This is a genomic window from Pseudomonas sp. DCB_BI (assembly GCF_026240995.1).
GTDB lineage: Bacteria > Pseudomonadota > Gammaproteobacteria > Pseudomonadales > Pseudomonadaceae > Aquipseudomonas.
In genome coordinates, this window is record NZ_JAPFCG010000006.1 from 81,696 (window position 1) to 104,429 (window position 22,734).

Sequence of the window (22,734 nt, forward strand, 5' to 3'; positions counted from 1 at the left end):
GCCCCCGTCAACCCATCAGCAACTCGCGTATGCGCTCGGCCAGCACTTCCAGTTCGAACGGTTTGGTCAGCACCTGTGTACCTTGCAGCAACTGACCATCACTGAGCGCCGCGCTTTCGTCGTAGCCAGTGATGAACAGCACCTTCAGGTCGGGGTAGCGTTCGCGACAGCGTTCGGCCACCTGGCGGCCATTCAGGCCACCGGGCAGGCCGATGTCGCTCAGCAGCAAGTCTGGGCGTTCAGCGTTTTGCAGGTAAGCCAAGGCCGTTGGACCGTTTTCGAACGCATCTACCTGGTAACCCAGCTCTTCCAGTACTTCGCAGACCACCAGGCGTAAGGCTGCCTGGTCTTCGATCAGCAAGATGCGCTGCGTACCCGTGCTGCTCTTTCTCAACGGCCCGCGAGGTCTGGCGGTTGGGGCCAACGGCTGTTCGTGGTGGCGGGGTAGCAACAGTTCGATGCGGGTGCCTTCGCCAAGTACCGACAACACGCGCAGTTGCCCGCCCGACTGGCGCACGAAGCCGTAGGTCATCGACAGGCCCAGCCCCGTGCCCTGGCCCATCGGCTTGGTGGTGAAGAACGGTTCGACTGCTCGCTCGGCGATCTCCGCCGACATGCCCGTGCCGTTGTCGACAATGCTCAGGCGCAGGTATTCGCCGGCTGGCACCTCCAGTTCCAGCGCCTGTTGTTCGTCAACGTGCAGGTTGTCGCCGATGATCTCGATCACGCCACCGCCTGGCATGGCATCGCGGGCGTTGATGCACACGTTGAGCAGGGCGCTTTCCAGCTGTGGCGGGTCGATAAAGGTCGGCCACAGCTCAGTGGTGAACCGGCTGCCGAGGGTAATGGCCGGGCCAATGGTGCGGCGCAGCAGCTCCTCCATGCCGGCCACCAGCGTTGCCACTTGCGTGGAACGGGGCTGAAGGGTTTGCTGGCGCGAGAACGCCAGTAACCGGTGCACCAGCGAAGAGGCCCTTTGTGCCGAACCGCTGGAAAGCTCCAACAACGGCTCCAGGGCATCGTAACGCGACTGGTGCAGGCGTTGTCGCATCAGCTCCTGGGCGCCGAGGATGCCACCCAGCAGATTGTTGAAGTCGTGGGCGATGCCGCCGCTGAGCTGGCCCACGGCTTCCATCTTCTGCGCCTGGCGCAGGGCTTCTTCGGCTTTGGCCAGGCGCTCCTGTTCCAGCACCCGCTCACTGATGTCATAGGCGAACAGGAATGCCCCCTGTATGTCACCCTCATGGTCACGCAGGGCGTTGAAGCGAAGTTCGTAATGACGCTGAACCGGAGCCTTGCCAAAAACGCCGGTTTCCATGAACGCCTCACCGGCCAAGGCACGTTGCCACATTGGCAGCATCGGCGTCTGGTCAGCGTCGCCTTCGTTGACCAGCCCAGGCAGGTACTCGCCGATTTCCGGTACCGACCCGTAGAGCAACTTGAAGTCATGCCTGGCCTGGCGATTGACGGCCAGCCAGCGCATGTTCTTGTCGACCACGTGCACGTTGACCACGCTGTGATCGACCAGCTCGGCAAACAGACGGCGCTCTGCCAGTGCTGTATTCACCCGTTGCTCAAGCTCATCGTTCAGCTGCTGCAGGGCCTGCTCCGCCCGTCGGCGCTCGGTGACGTCCTGGAACAGTACCGCTACCTGGCGTTTTTCGGCAGGCTCCACGCGAAAAGTGGTCACCGACAGCACGCGGCCGGTTGCGACCAGTTCCTGCTCGAAGTGCAGGGGTTCCCCGGTGCGCAGTACCGCCCCATAGCGTGCCACCCAGTCATCCGCCTCGTCAGGCACCATTTCGCGCAGCTTCTGCCCAACCACGTTGGGGATGCCTGCGTGCTTGGCGTAGGCCGCGTTGGCCAGTACATGCACATAGTCACTCAGCGGGCCGTGCGGGCCGTCGAAGAACTCGATGATGCAGAAGCCTTCGTCCATGGTGTCGAACAGTGAGCGGTAAAAATCCGGGTCCTGTGCCTGATGGCTTGCAAGGCGTGCTTCGAGCAGCGCGTTCTGCCGCTGGAGTTCGATGACTTGCTGGCGAAGTGAGTGCATATCGCGGGAAGGCATGCAGGCGTCCGACAAAATGTGAGGCCAAGACTTTAGCGTGTTCACCCGCAGGCGGATAGCCGCTCAGCGTGCATGGGCGGTGCTTGCCAGCAGCCGTCCGATGGCTTGGGCAAGCGCTTGCAGATCGAACGGCTTGGCCAGCAGTTCGGTGTGCATGTCGGCTTGCGCCCTGGCCGTGCTGGCCGCAGTGTCATAGCCGGTAATCAGCAATATCGCGGCCTGCGGGGCGATGCTCCGACAGGTGTCGGCGAGCTGGTAGCCATCGATACCCCCCGGCAGGCCGACATCGGTGATCAGCAAGTCGGGTGGCCGGCCTTCATGCAATGCCTCGTATGCCTGGCGGCCGTCTTCGAATGCCTGCACGTCATGGCCCAGCTCATGCAACACCTCCAGCAGCACCAGCCGCTGTGCAGGCTGGTCTTCCACCAGCATCACCTTGACTGCCCGCTGCTGCGCCGGGGCCACAGGGGCAGGGGCTTGAGCGGCAGTGCTGGGCAAGTCGGCAGCGACGCTTTCATCCTGGGGGAGATACAGGCTGATGGCCGTGCCTTGCCCTGGTGTGCTGTCGATCCGCACCTGCCCCCCGGATTGCCGCACGAAGCCATAGACCATCGACAGCCCAAGGCCAGTGCCCTGGCCGAACGCCTTCGTGGTAAAGAACGGCTCAAGGGCCCGTTGCCGCACTGCATTGGACATGCCGATGCCAGTGTCTTCCACGCAGATGCGCAGGAACCGGCCAGCGGCCAGGTGCAGCTGATTGGCCTCGGTGTCTTCTAGCTCGACGTTGGCGCATGCAATGCTCAAGGTGCCGCCAAGGGGCATGGCGTCACGGGCGTTGATGCACAGGTTGAGCAGGGCATTTTCCAGCTGTTGGGGGTCGATGCGTGTTGGCCACTGCCCGGGCAGGGTGCGGTCGTGCAAGTCGATATGCGGCCCGATAGAGCTGCGGATCAAGTCATGCATGCCGGCGACCAACTGTTGCACATCGACCGGCTGTGGCACGAGGGTTTGCTGACGCGAAAAGGCCAGCAGGCGTTGCACCAGGGCGGCTGCCCGCAGGACGTTGTGCCGGCCACGTTCGATCAGCTCGTCGGTGTCGGCGAAGCGCTGCTGGCCAAGGCGTTCGCCGGCCAGGTCCAGCGCCCCGAGGATGCTGCCCAGCAGGTTGTTGAAGTCGTGGGCGATGCCGCCCGTCAATTGGCCAACCGCTTCCATTTTCTGTGATTGGCGAAGGGCCTCTTCGGCCTGGCGCAGGCGCTCCTGCTCTGCAAGCCGCTCGGTGATGTCATACGCGAACATGTATCCGCCCTGGATCCGTTGCTGCCCGTCGCGCCACGGATGGTAGCGGATTTCGTAGTGGCGGGACGCCTCGGGGGGGCCCAGGGTCAGTGTATCGACGAAGGCTTCGCCAGCCAGCATGCGGGGCCACACCGGTGCCAGCATGCCGGTAATGTCGGGCTGTTTGGTCAGGAACTGTGGCACGTAATCGCCGACCTTTGGCACGAAACCGCGGTAGCGCTCGAAGGTTTCCCGGGCCGTACGGTTGATGGCCACAAGGCGCAGGTTGCGGTCGGCGGCAAACACGTTGGCCAGGCTGTTGTCGAGTAGCTCACCCAACAGCCTGTTGTGTGCCTCGGCGCTGTCTTCGCGCTCGGCCAGGCGTGCCTCCAGTTCTGCGACGCGTGCTTGCAACTGGGCAATGGACGGGGGCGAATCTGGCGGCATGGCTCGGGCCCAAGGAGTGGATCGGGCAACTATAGTTGCCGCGCGAGGCAAGGGCCATCAGAACGAGCGAATGATCCGGCCAAGGGTTTCCATGGCCCGTTCGGCGCCTTCATGCCAAGGGCTGCCATAGTTCAGGCGGATGCAGTTACCAAAGCGGCGGGTAGGCGAGAAGATTGGCCCGGGGGCGATGCTGATGCCTTGGGCCAAGGCCATGTGGAACAGCTTGAGGGCGTCCATTTGCTCGGGTAACTCCAGCCACAGGAAGTAACCGCCGGAGGGTTGGCTGACCCGAGTCTGTGCGGGGAAGTGCCGGGCAATCGCCGCCAGCATGTTGGCCTGCTGCCCTTCCAGCGCGTAGCGCAATTTGCGCAGGTGGCGGTCGTAGCCACCGTGCTGCAGGTAGTCGGCGATGGCCGCCTGGGCAGGCATCGAGGCACACAGCGAAGTCATCAGTTTCAGCCGTTCGATCTTCTGCGCAAAGCGCCCGGCCGCTACCCAGCCGATGCGGTAACCCGGTGCCAGGCTCTTGGCAAACGAGCCGCAGTGCATCACCAGGCCTTGGGTGTCGAAGGCCTTGGCCGGTTTGGGCGCCTGTTGGGCGTAGTACAACTCGGCATACACATCGTCTTCGATCAACGGCACCTGATGGTGAGTCAGCAGTTCCACCAACGCCTGTTTCTTCGCCTCGGGCATGCTCGCGCCGACCGGGTTCTGGAAGTTGGTCATGCACCACACCGCTTTTACCGGGTGCTTTTCCAGTGTTTGCGCCAGCACACTCAGGTCCATGCCCTCGCGCGGGTGCACGGGGATCTCCACTGCCTTGAGCTTGAGCCGCTCCAGCACCTGCAGGCAGGCATAGAAGGCCGGAGCCTCGATGGCCACCAGATCGCCGGGCTGGGTTACTGCCTGCAGGCACAGGTTCAGCGCCTCCAGCGCACCGTTGGTAATCAGCAGTTCTTCCATGGGCAGCATCAGCCCGCCGACCATGTAGCGCAGGGCAATTTGCCGGCGCAGTTGCGGGTTGCCGGGGGACAGGTCGGTGACCACCATGCGCGGGTCCATGCTGCGGCTGGCACTGGCCAGCGAGCGTGACAGGCGTTGCAGCGGAAACAGCTCGGGGCTGGGGAAGGCCGAGCCGAACGGGATGGTGTTGGGGTCCTTGATCGAGTCGAGGATCGAGAACACCAGGGCGCTGACGTCAACGTCTGTCGACTCGCTGACCGGCTGCAGCGCCTGCGGTTCGCTGAACGGGCGCGGGGTGTGGGCGTTGACGAAATACCCCGAGCGCGGCCGGGCGCGAATCAGGCCACGCCGCTCCAGCAGGTAGTAGGCCTGGAACACCGTGGACGGGCTGACCCCGTGGGTCTGGCTGGCGTAGCGCACCGAGGGCACGCGCTGGCCGGGGCCTAGCACACCGGAGCGGATCAGTTCGGCAATATCGTCGGCGAAGCGTTCGTAGCGTTTCATTCTGGCCTTCTGTCGAAGCCTGGCAGGCAAGGTGGTTTCAGTGTAAGGGATCAGCGGTTCATGGGGGCGACGAAGCGGCTGTGGGCCACACTGTGGATGGCCGGATCGTCACGTTCGCTGATTTCGAAGCTCAGTGTCTGCGAACTGCTACGCGGTCGCTCGGCCACCATCGCCACCGACACTGGCAATTCACTCATTTCGCCTGCGGGGATGACCAGCGCAGTGCTGCCCTGCAAGGTGAAGCCGTCGGCGTCCAGCAGGCGCAATTCATAATGCCGGGTGCGTTCGGTCTTGTTGATGACCTTCAGCAGGTAGATGTTTTCGATCTGACCAAGGGCGTTCTCCCGGAACAGGCCACGGTCCTTGATCACATCCAGCGACACCATCGGGCGCATCTGCAAGGCCAGCACCAGCGCCGTGATCATTATCACCAGGGCAGCGGCATAACCCAGCAGGCGCGGGCGCAGCCAGTGAGAGGTACCCCCTTGCAGACTGTGCTCCGACTTGTAGCCGATCAGGCCACGGGCATAGCCCATCTTGTCCATGACCCCGTCACAGGCGTCGATGCACGCGGCGCAGCCAATACAGGCCATCTGCAAACCGTCGCGAATGTCGATGCCGGTGGGGCATACCTGCACACACAGGGTGCAGTCGATGCAGTCGCCCAGGCCCTGGGCGCCAGGGTCGCTGCCTTTCTTGCGCGAGCCGCGGGTTTCACCACGCCCAGGGTCATAAGCGACTGCCAGGGTGTGCTGGTCGAACATTACGCTCTGGAAGCGTGCATAGGGGCACATGTGCAGGCAAACCGCTTCGCGCAACAGGCCAGCATTGATGTAGGTGGCGGCGGTGAAGAACAGCACCCAGAACAGTGCTACGCCGTCCAGCTGCAACGTGAACAGTTCAGTTGCGAGCGGCCGGATCGGGGTGAAGTAGCCGACGAAGGTCAGCCCGGTAAACACGCCGATGGCCAGCCACAAGCTGTGCTTGAGTGTGCGCCGGGCCAGCTTGTTCAGGCTCCATGGCGCGGCGGCGAGCTTGATGCGCTGGTTGCGGTCACCCTCGGTAACCTTCTCGCACCACATGAACAACCAGGTCCAGATACTCTGTGGGCAACTGTAACCACACCACACGCGACCGGCGTACACGGTGATCGCGAACAGGCCGAAGGCGCAGATGATCAGCAGCGCCGACAACAGGATGAAGTCCTGCGGCCAGAAGGTGGCACCGAAGATGTGGAACTTGCTGTTGCCCAGGTCCCACAGCACGGCCTGGCGGCCGCTCCAGTTCAGCCAGGCGGTGCCGAAGAACAGCGCGAACAGGGCGCCGGCGAAGCCGATGCGCAGGTTGCGGTAAAGCCCGCTGAAGCTGCGGGTGTGAATGCCGTTATCGATGCGTCGGCTGGCTGGGGCGGTGGCGATCTCTGTAAAAGGGATTCTATCGGTCATGGCTCGGTGCTCATCAGGCCTCGATCAGGCATGAGCACTATGGCCCTGAAGCTGTTACCGGCACAGGTTCAGGTTTTGCGATAAAAACCGTATCAGATTGACCGTTCCGTCTCGCCAGACCTTAGATCACCGAGCCTGGCGCGCTGGCCTTGAGATGCCTGCGGCTATCGACCGCACCTACCACGGTCAGTGCATCAGCCTCGGCTTCGGTAATCGGCACGCGCTGGCCAGCGAGCAGGGCCACCGACATATGCAGCTGCTCGTCGGTGATGATTTCGATATCCGGGCCATCGCCCTCGATGCGCAGGTCCTCGCCGATGAGCGTGCAGCGGCCGGTGGCTTCGTCGACTTCAATGGGCATGGGGTGGTCCTCCTGAGGGTGGTTACAGGGTGGACCGCGGCGAGTGGCGGGTTGCTGCAATTAGCACGCTGAACGGCACTTTGCGCGGTGGATGGTGGTCAGTTTTTATAGATGGCAGGCCGGGCCTCTGCATAGGGCCTGGTGACCCGATGTACAGCATGGGAACAAGGCAATGGAGCTCATCTGGCAGACGATCCAGGCTGAATTCGCCGATATCACAGACGAGCGCGAGGTGATAAGGGTCGTGGTGCGCCTGCTGATGGCGGCTGTCCTTGGTGCCGTGCTGGGCTTCGAACGCGAACACAAAGGCAAGTCGGCTGGGGTACGTACACACATGCTGGTGTCGCTCGGCGCAGCGTTGTTCGTGCTGGCACCCAGCATGGCCGGTGCCGACGAGCAGGCGCTAAGCCGGGTCATCCAGGGCATCGTCGCGGGTATCGGCTTTCTCGGTGCGGGCACTATCCTGAAAGGTAACGGCAAGGACACCAGTCACGTGAAAGGCCTGACCACCGCCGCCGGGCTGTGGATGACCGCTGCCATCGGCACGGCAGCTGGCATGGGCCGCGAAGCCACGGCGCTGATCAGCACGGTACTGGCCCTGCTGGTGCTGGGCACGATGCCGTTTCTGGTAGAGAAGGTCGAGGGGCAAGACGAGGAAAAGCAGGAGGAGGAAGAGGGCAGGAAGCACTGAGGGGAGCCGAAGCTCCCCTCAAAGCGTTGTTGCCTGCTCTTTTTTTATTATTGGGACTGGCCTGTTGTTGTTTTTGTAAGCCGGTCCTGGTGTTGCGGGCGACCCCCATGCGGGGTCAAGAGCAAACGTATTTTTTTGAGCGCTGACCTGCCTTCATCATTGCTGATCCGAACCTGGCTGCCGCTACCTTGAGGTAGTTTTATTGTTCTGTGCCAGACCGCGGGGCGTACCCCTGAAAAGCGTGTCGACTCCAAAAAAATCTGCTTGCTACGCCTCTGCCGTGTTGTTCTTGTTATGTCAGAGCCGTTACCTGTTGTTTTTATTGGGTGTCACATTCTTTTTGTTCTTGTACGAAAGATATAGCAGGGCGCGTGCCAACTTTTGAAAACCCTTTAAAATCAATGATTTATAGGTTTTGGCCCAAATCGGCCGGCCTGAAATTCTGTCGATTTGTTTCCCTGTTACCCGATTTTTTGCTGCGAAATGTGGTGTAGGTAACACTTCACCCACACCTGTGTGACATCCGTATGACTTATCGCGCGGTGCGCGCCCGTGCCACCCGCGACCCATTGTCGCGACCCAGCACACTGCTGATGCGTTGGCCAGCGGCGATCAGCCGATCCAGATCGATGCCGGTTTCGATGCCCAGCCCCTGCAGCAGGTAGACCACGTCTTCACTGGCGATGTTGCCGGTAGCGCCCTTGGCATACGGGCAGCCGCCCAGCCCGGCCACCGAGCTGTCGAACACGCTGATGCCTTCGAGCAGGCTGGCATAGACATTGGCCAGGGCCTGGCCATAAGTGTCGTGGAAGTGCCCGGCCAGTTGCTCGCGCGGTACCCGCGCCGACACCACCTCGAACAGGCGCCGGGTGTCGCCGGCGGTCCCCGTGCCGATGGTATCGCCCAGTGAGACCTCGTAGCAGCCCATCTCGTGCAGGGCAAGGGCCACCGGGGCCACTTGCTCGGCGTTGACCTTGCCTTCATAAGGGCAACCGAGCACGCACGACACATAGCCGCGCACCCGCACCCCATGGTTGCGCGCGGCTTCCATGATCGGTTCGAAGCGCTTGAGGCTGTCGCTGATCGAGCAGTTGATATTGCGCTGCGAGAATGCTTCGGACGCGGCGGCGAACACCGCCACTTCCTTCACGCCTGCGGCCAGCGCGTCTTCGAACCCGCGCAGGTTGGGTGCCAGCGCTGCATAGGTAACACCGGGGCGCTGCTGGATACCGGCGAATACTTCGGCCGAGCCAGCCATCTGCGGCACCCATTTGGGCGAGACAAAACTGCCCACTTCGATGTAGGCCAGGCCCGCGTCGGTGAGGTCGTCTACCAGGCGCACCTTGTCGGCGACACTGATGGGCTGGGCTTCGTTCTGCAGGCCGTCGCGGGGGCCAACTTCGACCAGGCGGACGTGTTTGGGCAAGGACATGGTGGGTTTCCTGTGGCGTTCAGCGGTTGTCTTTGTTGTTCAGGGTGGCGGCCAGGGCTTGTTCGCAGCGCTCCTGGGCGGTGTCCAGTTCCAGTTGCATCTGGTGGATATCGAGCATCTGTTGCTCCAACTGGGCACGGCGTTCGGCGATTTTTGCCAGCATGCTGTTGAGCTGCTTGAGGTTGCCGCTGGTGGGGTCGTACAGCTCGATCAGCTCACGGCACTCGGCCAGGGAGAAACCGATGCGCTTGCCCCGCAGGATGAGCTTCAGGCTGACCTTGTCGCGCGCCGAGTAGATGCGCTCCAGGCCGCGGCGTTCAGGGCTCAACAGGCCTTGTTCCTCATAGAAGCGGATGGCGCGGGTGGTGATGTCCAGCTCGCGGGACAAGTCGGAGATGCTGTAGGTCTGGGTGCTCATGCTCGGGCTCGGCGTGGGGTATGCCGGTATCCTGAGGGCAGGTTGACGTTTACGTCAAGCAGCGCGGCTTATGCAGGCTGCACCGCCTTCCGATAGCCATTCGGTGTCTGCCCACTCAACCGCTTGAACCACCGCGCAAAATAAGTAGGGTCGCTGAAACCCAGGCTGTCCGACAGCTGCCCGATGCTCATGCGCGTATAAACCAGGCTGCGCCGTGCCTCCAGCAACAAGCGCTGGTGTACCACCTGCAACGCCGTCTGCCCACTTAACGCCCTGCACAGCTGGTTCAGCTGCAAACTCGGCACATTCAGCCGCGCAGCAAAATCCTCCACCGACAGGTGCTCGCGATAATGCGCCTCCACCAGGCGCAGGTACTGCCCCAGCAACTGGCGGTCCCGCTCATCACGGTTGCGCGGTGTCTGGCCCAACTGCTGGCGACGGCTGATCCACACCATCAGCGCCGTCACCAGCGCTTCGAGCATTGGCGCGCGCGCCGGGGCATTGCCCTGGTATTCCTGCTGCAGGGTATCGATCAGGCTGCGCAGGTGTGTGCGGTCCTGGCCCAACGGGTAACACGCAGGCTTTGTCAGCACGGTTAGCGGCGTACCCAGGCGTTGCTCCAGGTTCGCCACCAGTGCCGTGCCGAAGGTCAGCACATAACCCTGGATATCGGCGCTGAAACGAAAGCCATGCACGGTCATCGGCGGCACCACCTGGATCGCCGCTTCGCCGATGGCACTGCGCACCCCCTCGACTTCCACCTGGGCCTGGCCACGCTGCACATACAGCAGCTGGACCAGCTCGGCATGCTGGTGAGGCTTGATCTCCCAGTGGTGCAGGCGGCTGCGCGCCGGGATGGACTCGCAGTGCAGCAGGTCGGTACCCGGCCAGGCCTGGTTTTCGCCATACAGCTTGAACAACGGGACGCCGGGGAGGGTGGACTTCATCTGCGTTGACCTGTTCGCTAATCGAACGTTTTTTTTAAAAGTGCAGGTTTTGCATGGAATAGCACAGTTCAGTGGCTTTTTTTGCCAGTAAAAATGCAAGGGCAAACCCTAACAGCAGATGCCGCCCACTGCCAGTCCGCGGCCGGCATCGTCCGAATAGAGACAACAACAATGAAAACTCAGGTTGCAATTATTGGTGCAGGTCCGTCTGGCCTGCTGCTGGGCCAACTGCTGCACAAGGCCGGCATCGATAACGTTATCGTGGAGCGCCAGACCGCCGAGTACGTCCTGGGCCGCATCCGCGCCGGAGTGCTGGAGCAAGGCACGGTCGACCTGCTGCGTGAGGCTGGCGTTGCCGAGCGCATGGACCGTGAAGGCCTGGTGCACGAGGGGGTCGAACTGCTGGTTGGCGGGCGCCGCCAACGCCTGGACCTCAAGGCCTTGACCGGTGGCAAGACGGTGATGGTGTACGGCCAGACCGAGGTCACCCGTGACCTGATGCACGCCCGTGAAACCAGCGGGGCGCCGATCATCTATTCAGCCGCCAACGTTCAGCCGCACGAATTGAAAGGCGAACAACCCTACATCACCTTCGAGAAAGACGGCCAGGTGCACCGGCTGGATTGCGACTATATCGCCGGTTGTGACGGCTTCCATGGCGTATCGCGGCAGAGCATTCCCGAAGGCGTGCTGAAACAGTACGAACGGGTTTACCCGTTTGGTTGGCTGGGCCTGCTGTCGGATACGCCGCCGGTCAACCACGAATTGATCTACGCCCACCACGAGCGTGGTTTCGCGCTGTGCAGCCAGCGCTCGCAGACCCGCAGCCGTTACTACCTGCAGGTGCCTTTGCAGGACCGCGTAGAGGAGTGGTCTGACGAGCGCTTCTGGGGCGAACTGAAAGCACGTTTGCCCGCCGAGGTCGCGGCCGACCTGGTCACTGGCCCGGCCCTGGAAAAAAGCATTGCGCCGCTGCGCAGCCTGGTGGTCGAGCCGATGCAGTATGGCCAGATGTTCCTGGTCGGTGACGCCGCGCACATCGTCCCGCCCACCGGTGCCAAGGGGTTGAACCTGGCAGCTTCGGACGTCAATTACCTGTACCGTATCCTGGTCAAGGTGTACCGCGACGGGCGTACCGACCTGTTGCAGCAATACTCGCCGCTGGCTTTGCGCCGGGTGTGGAAGGGCGAACGCTTCAGCTGGTTCATGACCCAGCTGCTGCATGATTTCGGCAGCCACAAAGATGCCTGGGACCAGAAAATGCAGGAGGCCGACCGCGAGTACTTCCTGACCTCGCCGGCGGGGCTGATGAACATTGCCGAGAATTATGTGGGCCTGCCGTACGAGGAAGTTGTCTGAGGCCAGCTTGACCGGCCTCGGCACAGCGTCACATAAGCTCGCCCAAAGGCTTGAAGTCGGGTTCGCACTTGGCCCACAGTGCCCTGCTGGACAGGTAGCAGCAGGAAGCAAGCGATGAAGTTCTCGACGCCATTGATGAGCGCACTGTGCCTGCTGGCGAGCAGTGGCTGGGCCTGTGCCGACCAGGTGCTGCCCGCACCACCGGAACTGGCCTCCGGCTACCGCAGCGGCTTGCAGCCGGTGCACGCCAGCCGGCACATGGTCGCCGCCGCCAACCCGCTGGCCAGCGAAGCGGGGCGCGCGATGTTGCGTGCAGGTGGCAGCGCCATCGACGCTGCCATCGCCATGCAAATGGTACTGACCCTGGTCGAGCCGCAGTCCAGCGGCATTGGTGGCGGTGGGTTCATCCTGTATTGGGATGGCAAGCGGGTGCAGGCGTTCGACGGCCGCGAGGCAGCACCCGCAGGCGTCTCGGAAAGGCTGTTCCTGCAAGCCGATGGCTCACCCATGCCATTCCGGGCTGCGCAGATTGGCGGGCGATCAGTGGGCGTGCCCGGTGTGCTGCGCGCCTTGAAGCTGGCCCACGAACAGCACGGCAAGCTACCCTGGCGCGACCTGTTCGCCCCGGCCATTGCCTTGGCGCGCAACGGTTTCGCGGTTTCCCAGCGCCTTCACACCTTGGTGGAAGGTGATCCTTTCATTGCCCGCTCACCGGCCATGGCCCGCTACTTCCTCGACGACCAGGGCAAGCCACTGGCAGTGGGGAGCATCCTGCGCAACCCAGCGCTTGCACACACCCTGGAGCAGATTGCCGCGCAAGGCCCTGATTCGTTCTATCGCGGCGAGATTGCCGAAGCGATCGTGGCGGAGGTGCGCAGCCATGCCAACGCCGGTTACCTGTCGTTGCGGGACTTGCAGCAGTACCAGGCCAGGCAGCGCGAACCGGTGTGCGGCCCTTACAAAGCCTGGCAGGTCTGCGGCATGCCGCCGCCGTCGTCGGGTGGGGTCACCGTGCTGCAGACCTTGGGCATGCTCGAAGCCGTACAGCGCGCCGCGCCGCAACGGGACCTGGCCGCGTTACGGCCCCTGGCCAGTGCGTCTGTCGCCCGGCTGGAGGCCCCCCCTATGGCCGTGCACCTGATTGCCGAGGCCGAGCGCCTGGCCTATGCCGATCGTGCTCAGTACCTGGCAGACAGCGATTATGTGCCGGTACCGGTCAACGCCATGATCGATCCCGCCTACCTGGCCAGCCGCGCCACGCGGATCGGCGATTACAGCATGCAGCGTGCCGACCCAGGCCGGCCACACGGCGCCAACCTGGCGCTGGCACCGGACCGCTCGCCACTGCGCATCTCCACCTCCCACCTCAGCGCGGTGGATGACACCGGGCAAGCATTGGCCATGACAACCTCAGTAGAGGCAGCGTTCGGTTCACACCTGATGGTCAAAGGCTTTGTGCTCAACAATCAGCTGACCGACTTCTCGTTCATCCCTGAGGAGCACGGCATGCCCGTGGCCAACCGGGTGCAACCAGGCAAGCGGCCGCTGTCCGCCATGGCGCCGACCCTGGTGTTTTCGCGTGCTTCCGGCGAACTGCTGGCCAGCCTGGGTTCACCCGGCGGCTCACAGATCATCGGTTACGTGAACAAGGCGCTGGTCGGCCTGCTGGATTGGCAACTCGACCCACAACAGGCCGCAGGGCTGCCCAACTTCGGCAGCCGCAATGCAGGTACCGAAGTGGAAGCAGGGCTGACCAGCTCGGCGCTGATTCGCCAGTTGACGGCCTGGGGCCACGAAGTGACTCCCATGACCATGACCAGCGGCATGCAGATCATTCAACGCAGTGGCAAGGGCTGGGACGGTGGGGCCGACCCTCGACGCGAAGGTGTCGCCCTGGGTGACTAGCGCAGCGCGTTGCGCAGCCTGAGGTGGCGTGATAGAAGTCAGTCTTGTCATTCAGTAGTTGAATACCCGGATGTCTATCAGCGTTAAATCGAATAGGGCCCTTTTCGACCTCGACCTGTTGCGCGCCATTGTCGTGGTGGCCGACTGCGGCAGTTTCACCACCGCTGCCGCGCGGCTGCATTCCACCCAGTCGACCATCAGCCAGAAGGTCCGTCGCCTCGAGGACATGGTCGGCCACCGCTTGTTGGTGCGCGGCAACCGCGATGTCCTGCCGACCGACGCCGGGCAGACCCTGCTCGGCTATGCCAGGCACATGCTGGCGCTGAACGACCAGATGCTCGAAGCCCTGGCCGGGGCGATGGTCGGCACCACCGTACGCCTTGGTGTGCCCGAGGATTTTGTAGGCGGGCGCACCACCAATGCGTTGTCGGCATTCAGCCGGCTGCACCCGCAGGTGAAGCTGGAGGTGACCAGCGGCCTGTGCCGTGACCTTAGCCAGGCGTACGACAACGGTGAACTCGACCTGGTGCTGCTCAAGCAGCGACGCAACAGCCGCGAGGGCGTGGCCTGCTGGCCAGAACGTTTGCAGTGGATCGACAGCGCGCGCACGCCGGCCTTCGAACTGGACCCGATCCCGCTGGTGACGTTCCCGCCACGCGGCCTGTACCGTGAAGACATGATCAACGCCATCGAAGGCATGGGCAGGCGCTGGCGGATCAGCTTCACCAGTTCCAGCCTCAGCGGCATCCAGGCTGCCGTCGCCGATGGCATGGGCATCAGCCTGCTGCCGCCCAGGGCGGCCACTGGCGAGCACCGGGTGCTGGGGGATGGGCAAGGGCTGCCGGAGGTCGACAGCTACGAAATCGTCATCGTGCACCGGCCCACGGCGGATGTGATGGTCAAGGCGTTGGCCGAGGTGATGACGCAATTGCTGGCCGGTGGCGGCATCTGACAGGGCCGGCGTTCCGATGTGCTCAAGGCTGACGCTCAGCCACCGCCCGCAATGTCCGCAAGGTCACCACCGGTGCATCCACCACGAAGCGGTTGGCCAGCCAGCCGGGCACATCCCCGGCCGGGTCGGCCTGTAACTGGTAGGTCACTTCGGTCTCGCGCTCGCCCAACGGCTTCATCCGCCACTCGCCGCTCAGGTGCTGCACGCGAATCAGCCCGGCTACTTTGGGAATCCTGTCCGGCTCGGCACTCAGGTGCCGCAGCAGGGTGCCGTCATCCAGCCGCTCGCTGGTCACCTTCAGCACGATGTCGCGCGGCATGGTTGGCCAAGGCAGGTTGGTGGTCAGGTACACCCAGGTGTTGGCGCCATCCACGTCCAGCAGGCGCATCTGGTCGCAGGCATACAGCCACTTGCAAGCCACACGCAGGTTTTCCTGCAGGTCGGTCAATGTGCGCACGCTGGCTTTCATGGTGCTCACGCCGCGAAACTGCTGGTAGGGCGACTCTGCCACGCCACGCAGGTACACCCGAATGCCTTCGCGGTCGTAGGCCAGGTTCCAGTCATCGGCAGCCAGGGCAGGCGTACACAGTAACAGGGCGGCGAGCAGGCAGCGGTTCATGGCTGGTACCGCGCGGGGAGGGTGTTTCAGTATGTGCTGCAAACAGCAAGCCCGCCAGGTTGGCGGGCTTGCGGGCTTCAGCCTGTGCTTAGCGCTGAGGGTTCAGCGTCAGGTGCACGTGACGGTTCACGTCCTTGTACAGCAGGTAGCTGAAGTTGCCTGGGCCGCCGGCGTAGCAGGCCTGTGGGCAGAAGGCGCGCAGCCACATGAAGTCGCCGGCTTCTACCTCGACCCAGTCCTGGTTCAGGCGATACACCGCCTTGCCTTCCAGCACGTACAGCCCATGCTCCATGACGTGGGTTTCCGCGAACGGGATTACACCGCCCGGCTGGAACGTGACGATGTTCACGTGCATGTCGTGGCGCATGTCAGCCATGTCGACGAAGCGGGTGGTTTTCCAGCGGCCTTCGGTGCCCGGCATTTCGATGACGGTGGCGTTGTCACGGTGGGTAACGAAGGATTCCGGTACGTCCAGGCCTTCAACTTTCTGGTAGTGCTTGCGCAGCCAGTGGAAGGTGACGTTGGATTTGCTGTTGTTGCGCAGGCTCCACTCGGCGCCCGGGGCCAGGAAGGCATAGCCGCCCGGTACCAGGGTGTGGTGCTTGCCTTCGACGGTGATGTCCAGCTCGCCTTCGACGATGAACACCACGGCTTCGGCGTTAGGGTCCAGTTCAGGGCGCTCGCTGCCGCCTTCCGGTGCCAGTTCGACGATGTATTGGGAGAAGGTTTCGGCAAAGCCGGTCAGCGGGCGGGCGATGACCCACATGCGCATCTTGTCCCAGAACGGCAGATGGCTGGTGACGATGTCGCGCATCACGCCTTTTGGGATGACGGCGTAGGCTTCGGTGAACATGGCACGGTCAGTCAGCAGCTCGGTTTGAGCCGGGTGCCCACCGTGGGGGGCGAAGTACGAATGGTTCGACATGGACAATCTCGACTTGTTGTTCTCTCCCCATGCCGTGAACCGCACCGGCCGGTGCGGCGCAGGGGATGTGGTGACAGAATAGGGTCGAGCGCGTGCCATCCACAAATTAAATGTTGGAATACCCGGTATTTGATCACTGAATGTCGACCTGGCGCCCCGCGTGCTGCTCCGGCAGGCGGTCACCCTGGCCGAACAGCTTGTGGCGCAAGGTGCCCTCGGCGTAGTGCAGCGGGTAGCGACCACGGCGTTGCAGCTCGGGCACCAGCAGTTCGACCACATTGGCCAGGTCGTCCGGTTGCACGGCGTAGGTCAGGTTGAAACCGTCGATGCCAGTCTGGTCCAGCCAGCTTTCCAGCTGGTCGGCGATGCTGCCGGGATCACCCACCAGCACCGGGCCACGGCCACCCAAACCCACGAACTCGGCGGCCTCGCGTACCGTCCAGCGGCGGTTCGGGTCAGCGGCAGTGAAAGCGGCCAGGGCGGCACGGCCTGCGTCGTTTTCCATGTACTCGATCGGCGCGTCTGGGTCCAGGCCGGCAAAGTCGATGCCGGTCCAGCCTGACAACAGCGCCAGGGCGGCGTCCAGGTCGACATAACGGCGGTATTCGGCAAAGCGCGCCTCCGCTTGCTCGCGAACAGGCGCAACGATCAGTAGCGCCTGGGCGTAGATCAGGACTTCGTCACGGCCACGCCCGGCGGCTGCGCTGGCCTGGCGGATGCCGTCGGCGTAGCGGCGCAGCACTGTCGGTGTCGGCCCGCTGATGAACACGCATTCGGCGTGTCGCGCGGCAAACTGCTGGCCACGTGCCGAAGCGCCGGCCTGGAACAGCACCGGGGTGCGTTGCGCAGACGGCTGGCACAGGTGCATGCCGGGCACCTGAAAATGCTCGCCTGCATGGTTGATCGGGTGCACGCGCGAGGGCTCGATATAGCGCCCGCTGTCGCGGTCCAGCACTACCGCGTCGTCGTCCCAGCTCTTTTCCCACAGCTTGTACAGCACCTGCAGGTACTCCTCGGCCAGGTCGTAGCGCTGGTCGTGGCCCAGCTGGCGCGCCTGGCCCAGGTTGCGCGCAGCGCTGTCGAGGTAGCCGGTGACAATGTTCCAGCCAACCCGGCCATTGCTCAGGTGGTCGAGCGTGGACATGCGTCGGGCGAAGGGGTAGGGGTGTTCGTAGGTCAGCGAGAATGTAACGCCAAAACCCAAATGCCGGGTAACCCCGGCCATGGCCGGCACCAGTAACAGCGGGTCGTTCACCGGTACCTGTACGCCACCGCGCAGGGCGGCCTGGGGGCCGCCCTGGTAAACATCGTAGATACCCAGCACATCGGCGATGAACAGGGCGTCAAACAGGCCGCGTTCGAGCAGCCGGGCCAGGTCGGTCCAGTAGTCCAGGCGGTTGAACGCCACACTGGTGTTACGCGGGTGGCGCCATAACCCGGGGGACTGGTGGCTGGCGGCATTCATGCTGAACGCGTTGAAGCGGATCGGGCGAGGCATGCTGGCGGCTCCGTTCAAGGCAACACGGAAGCCGGGTAGACCGCGTCGGCCACCTGCAGCTTGCGTGGAATCAGGCCCAGGCCCTGGAAAGTGTCAGCCAGCTTCTGTTGCTCGGCAACGATCTGCGGGGTGATGCCCACGGCGTTATAGTTGCGCCGCTCGCTGGCCACTTCCAGCACGTTGGCATTGATCCCCAGCTGCGGGGCCAGCAATGCGGCCACTTCGGCCGGCTTGGCGTTGGCCCACTGGCTGACCTTGCCCAGTTCGACGAAGAAGGTTTTCAGCAGTGCGCGATGCTGGTCGGCGTAGCTGGCGGTGGACAGGTAGAAGGTGCGGTTGTTGGACAGGCCGCTGCCGTCGCGCAGGTTCTTCAGGCCGGGCTGGCTTTCTGCGGCGGCAAGGAACGGATCCCACAGGGTCACGGCCTGGACGCTGCCCGATTGCAAGGCGGCCACGGCATCAGCGGCATTGTTGACGTAGGCAGGGGTGATGTCCTGGTAGCTCAGGCCAGCCTGTTGCAGTGCCACGGCCAGCAGGTACTGGGCATTCCAGCCGCGGCCGGTGGCCACGCGCTTGCCTTTGAGGTCCTGCACGCTGGCCAGGTGGTCCTGTTCGCGAACCACCAGGCCGATGCCGCGTGGGTAGGGCTGCTCTGCCGCCAGGTACACCACCGGCTTGCCGGCGGCCTGGGCAAACACTGACGGCGCGTCAGCGGCATGGCCCAGGTCGATGGCGCCCGTGCTCAGTGCCTCAAGCAGTTGCGGGCCGGCGGCAAACTCGTGCCAGCTGACTTTCACACCTTGTGCCGCCAGTGCCTTTTCCAGGGCGCCGCTGCCTTTGAGGATGTTAATGCTGTTGAACTTCTGATAACCGATGCGCAGGGTCTCAGGGTTATCGGCGAGGGCTTGGGACCACGGCAAAAGGGCGCTGGCAATACTGGCCAGCAGGCCGCCGACCAATAGTCGGCGCAACGGAGAGAGGGGGCGGGCAGACATGGCTATCGTTCCTTTGATCGGTGTTGGGCGATGCACTCAGCCTAAGGACCAGGCAATGGCCTTTCAATTTCTTTATGCATTTCTGTTAGATTGTTTTGTTATTTTTATATCCTTTTGTTTTTTTGCCCGTTGGGTAAGTTTCGACATATTTTTCACATTCCCTTGCTAGGATCCCCGGCAATCCCGAGGAGCCCCTACATGCCGCACATCCTGCGCAAACGCAGCACCCGCATCGTCTTCATAGCCACCACCGGTCTGCTTGCGGCCACCTTGGGTTTCTTCGCATGGCAGAGTTTCTACCCGGTCCAGGCCGCCGCTGGCTGGGACGTCGAGGTGCTGCACACGGATGTCACCAAGGCCGCTTCGCTGCTGCCGCAAGCCGATGGCAGCCTGCTGGTCAGCCGCGAGCTTGACGATGGCCAGGGCAGCATCCTCAAGATTACCGCCCAGGGTGACCGGGTCGTGGTCATCGACAACCTCTCCAAGCCAGACGGCATGGTGGCGGCGCAAGGTGGCTGGGTGTTCAGCCAGGAAGGTGGTGCGGCACCTGTCAGCCTGGCGCGTGATGGCCAGGTAACCCGGCTGTTCGACGGCGAGAGCGTGCAAGGCCTGTGGAACGATGGCGACCACCTGTATGCCATCGAAGACCGCAAGGGCAACGGCCGGCTGATGCGTTATGGCTGGACCAGTGGCCAGCTTGAAGTGCTGCGTTCCGGCTTGACCGAAACCGAAGGCCTCACCGGTTGCGGGGGCCGCCTGTTGTACACCGAAAAAGCCAAAGGCAGGGTCCGCGCCTTGGCCGACGATGGCCGTGACCCGGTGGTGGTCGATGGCCTGCGCAACCCGACATTCCTTTACTGTGATCAGCGTGGCCTGTGGATCAGCGAGGACAACACGCACCGTGCCCGCCTGCTGCGCATCGATGCCGATGGCAGCCAGCACACTGTGCTGACCTTCCTCAAGGCGCCTCAGGCGATCATTGGCGATGGCAAGGGCGGTTATCTGCTGGCTGAGGGCGGGCGCAACCGCGTGCTGCACCTGACGCCGCCGCCGGAGCCTGTCACCGCCCGGCGCGACTGATCCGGCGCCTGGCAGAAGCCGCCCGGCAGCACGTTGACATGGCTACCCGACCAACAGCGTGCTTCCCTGCATGGCCGTGCTAACGGATAATCCCCGCATTCCAATAAACAGCCTGTGAGTGGGTATGAGTGATTCCGTAGTCGGCCTTGGCCAGCCTGAAACCGAAGGGGGGCGCAGAACGCGCAAGAACAACCCCGAGAAAACCCGCGAGGACATCCTCCAGGCCGCCATCAACGAGTTCGTCCAGCAAGGGCTGGCCGGCGCCCGCGTCGACGCCATCGCCGAACGTACTGCCACCTCCAAGCGCATGATCTACTACTACTTCGGCAGCAAGGAGCAGCTGTACTGCGAGTGCCTGATCAAGCTGTACGGCGACATTCGCAAGACCGAGCAGAGCCTGGACCTGGAGTCGCTGCCAGCCGATCAGGCGATCCGCCGCCTGGTGGAGTTCACCTTCGACCACCACGACCGCAATGTCGATTTCGTGCGGATCATCTGCACCGAAAACATTCACTATGGCGAGTACGTCAAGCAGTCGCCGGCCATTCGCGAAATGAGCAGCCTGGTGCTCGAGGCCCTGGGCAACACCCTGCGCCGCGGGGTGGAGGAGGGTGTGTTTCGTGCCGGTATCGAGGTTATCGACCTGCACATGCTGATGAGTTCGTTCTGCTTCTATCGGGTGTCCAACCGCCATACCTTCGGCGAGATCTTCCAGATCGACTTGTCGGACGACGAGGTCAAGCTGCGGCACAAGGCGATGATCTGCGATGCGGTGCTACGGTACATTCAGGTCTAGCACCGTCCCTGAGCGTGGCCAAATGGCCGGGTTGAGCCTCGCGCGAAAGGTTCAGCCTCGGCCATGGCGCGGGTCACTCGCCCAGCCGTTGCTCTCGCGACGGCGGGTAGCCGAAGTACGCCGCATAGCACTTGCTGAAGTGCGACACCGAAACAAACCCGCAGGCCACCGCCACCTCCATCACTGACAGGTCGGAATACTGCAGCAGCCTGCGGCTCTTGGTAATGCGCAATTCCATGTAGTAGCGCCGTGGCGAGGTGCCCAGCTGTGCCTGGAACAGCCGGTCGATCTGCCGCCGCGAGCGCCCGCTGTAGGCGGCGAGCTGGTCGAGGCTGAGGGTTTCCTCAAGGTTGTTTTCCATCAGTTCGACAATGGTGCGCAGGTGCAGGCTCATGGACTTTTTCGCCCCTGGGCCCACCTGGCGGTAACGTGCGCCGGAGAACGAGAGGATTTCCTCCACGCCTTCGGCCAGGCCATCGCCATACAGGCGGCGCACCAGGCCCAGCATCAACTCCATGGCGCCATTGGGGCTGGCGGCGCTGAGGCGGTCGCGGTCGAGGGTGAAGCTGGCCGGGGTAATGCGGGTTTGCGGGCTGCGCTCGGACAGACTGGCGCGCTGCTCGGGGTGGATGCTGCAACCATAGTCGTCCAGTACCCCGGCGCGGCCAAGGAACCACGCGCCGTTCCACAGGCCACCCAGGGCCATGCCGTGGGCAGCGCAATCGCCCAGCAGGCGGTCGAGCTCCGGGTACTTCAGGGGTGTGCGCAACCCCCCGCAAATCACCAGCAGGTCCAGCTCTTTCAATGCCTCCGCCGACAGCTCTGTGGCCACCAGTTCCAGCCCCAGGTCGCTGACCACACGGTCGCCGTCCAGCGACAGCGGGGTGAACCGGAAACTGTCGGCACGCAACAGGTTGGCCGTGACCAGCACGTCCATGGCCACGGTGAAACTGGCCATGGAGAAGTGTTCGAGCAGGACGAAATCGACCCGATAGGGGGCCTGGGCATTGGCGCTGCTGGTCTTGAGCCGCAGCATGTTGCTGGTGCTGGTCTTCTTGCTGAACTGGCGTGGCGTGGGCACTCTGGACTCCGCTTCCTGGCTGGCCTGGAGAGTGTGGCGGGTGGCAGGGGGAAAGACAATGTTCCGGGTGGCTGTGTCGTATTACAGGTCGTGTTCAGGCAACCTGTAAGGCTTGGCACTTTGACGCTATGCTGGCGCCTTGGTCATTGAGGATGCCACTGATGAAATATGCCGCTGCCTTGTTGTTCAGCCTGCTGCCGTTGCTGGCCAATGCCGTGGAGCCCGGCGACAAGCTTGCACCGTTCACGCTGCTTGACCAGTACGACCAGGCCTACAGCCTTGGGGACGACACCAAGGTTTTGCTGGTGGCACGTGACATGGACGGCGCCAAGCTGGTCAACGCGGTGCTGGCCGGGCAGCCCAAAGGTTACCTGGAGGCGCGCGATGCGGTGTTCGTGGCCGACATCCAGCGTATGCCTGCGCTGATCAGCAAACTGTTCGCCATCCCGGCCATGCGCGATTACAGCTACCGGGTGCTGCTTGACCGTGAAGGGCGGGTGGCCAGCCGTTACACCGGGGAGAAGGGCCAGGTGCAGTGGTTGCAGCTTGAGCAGCGCGCGTTGGTCAGCCAGCGGGCATTTGCCGATGCAGCCGCGTTGAAGGCAGCGCTGGAGACCGCAGCGCAGCATTGAGGGCATGCCGCAGGCCTCTTGAGAAACAGTACGGCGCAAATCAATCTGAACCCTCAGCGCCCGCTGCGACCCAACCCATTACATGCCAATGGGAGAGCGCACATGGAAATCGGAACGATCTGGATCATCATCGCAGCCTTGGTCATCCTCCTGGAAATCTGGGCCATCTGGCACATCATCGGCAGTGAGCGGCGCGCCGAGCGCAAGATGCTGTGGGTCGTCTTCGTGGTCTACGCACCCTTCCCAGGTTTGCTGTTCTGGGCCTGGCGCGGCCCGCGGGCGGTGAAAGGCAGGGCGGTACTGCAGGAAAAATGACCAGTCGCGGCCTCGGGCGC

21 protein-coding genes are annotated in these 22,734 nt (G+C 63.3%); 8 read left to right on the plus strand and 13 right to left on the minus strand.

The annotated features are described in order from the left end of the window. Positions 1 to 7: 7 nt before the first annotated feature. From OO258_RS08450 to OO258_RS08470, 5 genes are all read right to left on the minus strand, one after another. Positions 8 to 2,071 (minus strand): PAS domain-containing protein, encoded by a 2,064-nt coding sequence (locus OO258_RS08450; protein ID WP_266029727.1) that lies wholly within the window; start codon positions 2,069 to 2,071, stop codon positions 8 to 10. 63 nt (positions 2,072 to 2,134) lie between these two features. Continuing rightward, positions 2,135 to 3,796, minus strand: a complete 1,662-nt coding sequence (locus OO258_RS08455) for a PAS domain-containing sensor histidine kinase (RefSeq protein ID WP_266029728.1) — start codon at positions 3,794 to 3,796, stop codon at positions 2,135 to 2,137. Positions 3,797 to 3,853: 57 nt separating this feature from the next. Beyond that, a complete protein-coding gene (gene mapR, locus OO258_RS08460; protein WP_266029729.1) occupies positions 3,854 to 5,263 on the minus strand; it encodes a GntR family transcriptional regulator MpaR in 1,410 nt (469 codons plus the stop codon). Between the two features lie 50 nt (positions 5,264 to 5,313). Then, positions 5,314 to 6,708 carry a cytochrome c oxidase accessory protein CcoG gene (gene ccoG / locus OO258_RS08465; RefSeq protein ID WP_266029730.1) on the minus strand — a complete coding sequence of 465 codons (1,395 nt, stop codon included), beginning with the start codon at positions 6,706 to 6,708 and terminating at the stop codon, positions 5,314 to 5,316. A 121-nt stretch (positions 6,709 to 6,829) separates the two neighbouring features. Next, on the minus strand, positions 6,830 to 7,069 hold the full coding sequence (locus tag OO258_RS08470) for a DUF3203 family protein (RefSeq protein ID WP_266029731.1): 240 nt from the start codon (positions 7,067 to 7,069) through the stop codon (positions 6,830 to 6,832). A 172-nt stretch (positions 7,070 to 7,241) separates the two neighbouring features. On the opposite strand from OO258_RS08470, the gene OO258_RS08475 reads away from it, so the two are divergent. Then, the gene (locus tag OO258_RS08475) at positions 7,242 to 7,760 is read left to right on the plus strand and encodes an MgtC/SapB family protein (RefSeq protein WP_266029732.1); all 519 of its coding nucleotides are present in this window, start codon (positions 7,242 to 7,244) and stop codon (positions 7,758 to 7,760) included. Between the two features lie 532 nt (positions 7,761 to 8,292). On the opposite strand, the gene OO258_RS08480 is transcribed toward OO258_RS08475, so the two are convergent. The 3 genes from OO258_RS08480 to OO258_RS08490 all read right to left on the minus strand — a co-directional run bounded on the left by OO258_RS08480 (position 8,293) and on the right by OO258_RS08490 (position 10,557). Beyond that, positions 8,293 to 9,192 carry a hydroxymethylglutaryl-CoA lyase gene (locus tag OO258_RS08480; RefSeq protein WP_266029733.1) on the minus strand — a complete coding sequence of 300 codons (900 nt, stop codon included), beginning with the start codon at positions 9,190 to 9,192 and terminating at the stop codon, positions 8,293 to 8,295. A gap of 19 nt (positions 9,193 to 9,211) precedes the next feature. Then, positions 9,212 to 9,610: a MerR family transcriptional regulator gene (locus OO258_RS08485; RefSeq protein WP_019099730.1), complete on the minus strand. Its 399-nt coding sequence runs from the start codon at positions 9,608 to 9,610 to the stop codon at positions 9,212 to 9,214. A gap of 68 nt (positions 9,611 to 9,678) precedes the next feature. Further along, complete coding sequence (locus OO258_RS08490; RefSeq protein ID WP_266029734.1) at positions 9,679 to 10,557, minus strand: helix-turn-helix domain-containing protein; 879 nt, start codon at positions 10,555 to 10,557, stop codon at positions 9,679 to 9,681. Positions 10,558 to 10,728: 171 nt separating this feature from the next. Between OO258_RS08490 and pobA the strand changes: the two genes are divergently transcribed. The 3 genes from pobA to OO258_RS08505 all read left to right on the plus strand — a co-directional run bounded on the left by pobA (position 10,729) and on the right by OO258_RS08505 (position 14,773). Continuing rightward, positions 10,729 to 11,916 carry a 4-hydroxybenzoate 3-monooxygenase gene (pobA, locus tag OO258_RS08495; RefSeq protein ID WP_266029735.1) on the plus strand — a complete coding sequence of 396 codons (1,188 nt, stop codon included), beginning with the start codon at positions 10,729 to 10,731 and terminating at the stop codon, positions 11,914 to 11,916. Positions 11,917 to 12,030: 114 nt separating this feature from the next. Then, a complete protein-coding gene (gene ggt / locus OO258_RS08500) occupies positions 12,031 to 13,821 on the plus strand; it encodes a gamma-glutamyltransferase (protein ID WP_266029736.1) in 1,791 nt (596 codons plus the stop codon). Positions 13,822 to 13,891: 70 nt separating this feature from the next. Continuing rightward, positions 13,892 to 14,773, plus strand: a complete 882-nt coding sequence (locus tag OO258_RS08505; RefSeq protein ID WP_110747639.1) for a LysR substrate-binding domain-containing protein — start codon at positions 13,892 to 13,894, stop codon at positions 14,771 to 14,773. Between the two features lie 22 nt (positions 14,774 to 14,795). On the opposite strand, the gene OO258_RS08510 is transcribed toward OO258_RS08505, so the two are convergent. The 4 genes from OO258_RS08510 to OO258_RS08525 all read right to left on the minus strand — a co-directional run bounded on the left by OO258_RS08510 (position 14,796) and on the right by OO258_RS08525 (position 18,810). After that, the gene (locus tag OO258_RS08510; RefSeq protein ID WP_266029737.1) at positions 14,796 to 15,392 is read right to left on the minus strand and encodes an START domain-containing protein; all 597 of its coding nucleotides are present in this window, start codon (positions 15,390 to 15,392) and stop codon (positions 14,796 to 14,798) included. Positions 15,393 to 15,480: 88 nt separating this feature from the next. Then, entirely contained in the window at positions 15,481 to 16,317 is an 837-nt protein-coding gene (locus tag OO258_RS08515; protein WP_110747635.1) for a bifunctional allantoicase/(S)-ureidoglycine aminohydrolase, read from the minus strand. 133 nt (positions 16,318 to 16,450) lie between these two features. After that, positions 16,451 to 17,815: an LLM class flavin-dependent oxidoreductase gene (locus tag OO258_RS08520; RefSeq protein ID WP_266029738.1), complete on the minus strand. Its 1,365-nt coding sequence runs from the start codon at positions 17,813 to 17,815 to the stop codon at positions 16,451 to 16,453. A 14-nt stretch (positions 17,816 to 17,829) separates the two neighbouring features. After that, entirely contained in the window at positions 17,830 to 18,810 is a 981-nt protein-coding gene (locus tag OO258_RS08525; protein ID WP_266029740.1) for an aliphatic sulfonate ABC transporter substrate-binding protein, read from the minus strand. Positions 18,811 to 19,008: 198 nt separating this feature from the next. Here OO258_RS08525 and OO258_RS08530 point away from each other — a divergent pair, with 198 nt between their 5' ends. Continuing rightward, positions 19,009 to 19,890 carry a hypothetical protein gene (locus OO258_RS08530; RefSeq protein ID WP_266029741.1) on the plus strand — a complete coding sequence of 294 codons (882 nt, stop codon included), beginning with the start codon at positions 19,009 to 19,011 and terminating at the stop codon, positions 19,888 to 19,890. A gap of 124 nt (positions 19,891 to 20,014) precedes the next feature. Then, on the plus strand, positions 20,015 to 20,686 hold the full coding sequence (locus OO258_RS08535; protein WP_266029742.1) for a TetR/AcrR family transcriptional regulator: 672 nt from the start codon (positions 20,015 to 20,017) through the stop codon (positions 20,684 to 20,686). Positions 20,687 to 20,759: 73 nt separating this feature from the next. On the opposite strand, the gene OO258_RS08540 is transcribed toward OO258_RS08535, so the two are convergent. Then, a complete protein-coding gene (locus tag OO258_RS08540; RefSeq protein WP_266029744.1) occupies positions 20,760 to 21,767 on the minus strand; it encodes a GlxA family transcriptional regulator in 1,008 nt (335 codons plus the stop codon). Between the two features lie 161 nt (positions 21,768 to 21,928). Here OO258_RS08540 and OO258_RS08545 point away from each other — a divergent pair, with 161 nt between their 5' ends. Both OO258_RS08545 and OO258_RS08550 read left to right on the plus strand, forming a co-directional pair. Then, positions 21,929 to 22,399 carry an FAD/FMN-containing dehydrogenase gene (locus OO258_RS08545; protein WP_266029745.1) on the plus strand — a complete coding sequence of 157 codons (471 nt, stop codon included), beginning with the start codon at positions 21,929 to 21,931 and terminating at the stop codon, positions 22,397 to 22,399. 102 nt (positions 22,400 to 22,501) lie between these two features. Then, complete coding sequence (locus OO258_RS08550; protein ID WP_110747614.1) at positions 22,502 to 22,714, plus strand: PLDc N-terminal domain-containing protein; 213 nt, start codon at positions 22,502 to 22,504, stop codon at positions 22,712 to 22,714. Positions 22,715 to 22,734: the final 20 nt, after the last annotated feature.

Excerpts from the sequence above, each read along its gene's own strand:
- OO258_RS08450 (WP_266029727.1), bottom strand. The coding sequence starts at position 2,071 with ATGCCTTCCCGCGATATGCACTCACTTCGCCAGCAAGTCATCGAACTC.
- OO258_RS08455 (WP_266029728.1), bottom strand. The coding sequence starts at position 3,796 with ATGCCGCCAGATTCGCCCCCGTCCATTGCCCAGTTGCAAGCACGCGTC.
- mapR (WP_266029729.1), bottom strand. The coding sequence starts at position 5,263 with ATGAAACGCTACGAACGCTTCGCCGACGATATTGCCGAACTGATCCGC.
- ccoG (WP_266029730.1), bottom strand. The coding sequence starts at position 6,708 with ATGACCGATAGAATCCCTTTTACAGAGATCGCCACCGCCCCAGCCAGC.
- OO258_RS08470 (WP_266029731.1), bottom strand. The coding sequence starts at position 7,069 with ATGCCCATTGAAGTCGACGAAGCCACCGGCCGCTGCACGCTCATCGGC.
- OO258_RS08475 (WP_266029732.1), top strand. The coding sequence starts at position 7,242 with ATGGAGCTCATCTGGCAGACGATCCAGGCTGAATTCGCCGATATCACA.
- OO258_RS08480 (WP_266029733.1), bottom strand. The coding sequence starts at position 9,192 with ATGTCCTTGCCCAAACACGTCCGCCTGGTCGAAGTTGGCCCCCGCGAC.
- OO258_RS08485 (WP_019099730.1), bottom strand. The coding sequence starts at position 9,610 with ATGAGCACCCAGACCTACAGCATCTCCGACTTGTCCCGCGAGCTGGAC.
- OO258_RS08490 (WP_266029734.1), bottom strand. The coding sequence starts at position 10,557 with ATGAAGTCCACCCTCCCCGGCGTCCCGTTGTTCAAGCTGTATGGCGAA.
- pobA (WP_266029735.1), top strand. The coding sequence starts at position 10,729 with ATGAAAACTCAGGTTGCAATTATTGGTGCAGGTCCGTCTGGCCTGCTG.
- ggt (WP_266029736.1), top strand. The coding sequence starts at position 12,031 with ATGAAGTTCTCGACGCCATTGATGAGCGCACTGTGCCTGCTGGCGAGC.
- OO258_RS08505 (WP_110747639.1), top strand. The coding sequence starts at position 13,892 with ATGTCTATCAGCGTTAAATCGAATAGGGCCCTTTTCGACCTCGACCTG.
- OO258_RS08510 (WP_266029737.1), bottom strand. The coding sequence starts at position 15,392 with ATGAACCGCTGCCTGCTCGCCGCCCTGTTACTGTGTACGCCTGCCCTG.
- OO258_RS08515 (WP_110747635.1), bottom strand. The coding sequence starts at position 16,317 with ATGTCGAACCATTCGTACTTCGCCCCCCACGGTGGGCACCCGGCTCAA.
- OO258_RS08520 (WP_266029738.1), bottom strand. The coding sequence starts at position 17,815 with ATGCCTCGCCCGATCCGCTTCAACGCGTTCAGCATGAATGCCGCCAGC.
- OO258_RS08525 (WP_266029740.1), bottom strand. The coding sequence starts at position 18,810 with ATGTCTGCCCGCCCCCTCTCTCCGTTGCGCCGACTATTGGTCGGCGGC.
- OO258_RS08530 (WP_266029741.1), top strand. The coding sequence starts at position 19,009 with ATGCCGCACATCCTGCGCAAACGCAGCACCCGCATCGTCTTCATAGCC.
- OO258_RS08535 (WP_266029742.1), top strand. The coding sequence starts at position 20,015 with ATGAGTGATTCCGTAGTCGGCCTTGGCCAGCCTGAAACCGAAGGGGGG.
- OO258_RS08545 (WP_266029745.1), top strand. The coding sequence starts at position 21,929 with ATGAAATATGCCGCTGCCTTGTTGTTCAGCCTGCTGCCGTTGCTGGCC.
- OO258_RS08550 (WP_110747614.1), top strand. The coding sequence starts at position 22,502 with ATGGAAATCGGAACGATCTGGATCATCATCGCAGCCTTGGTCATCCTC.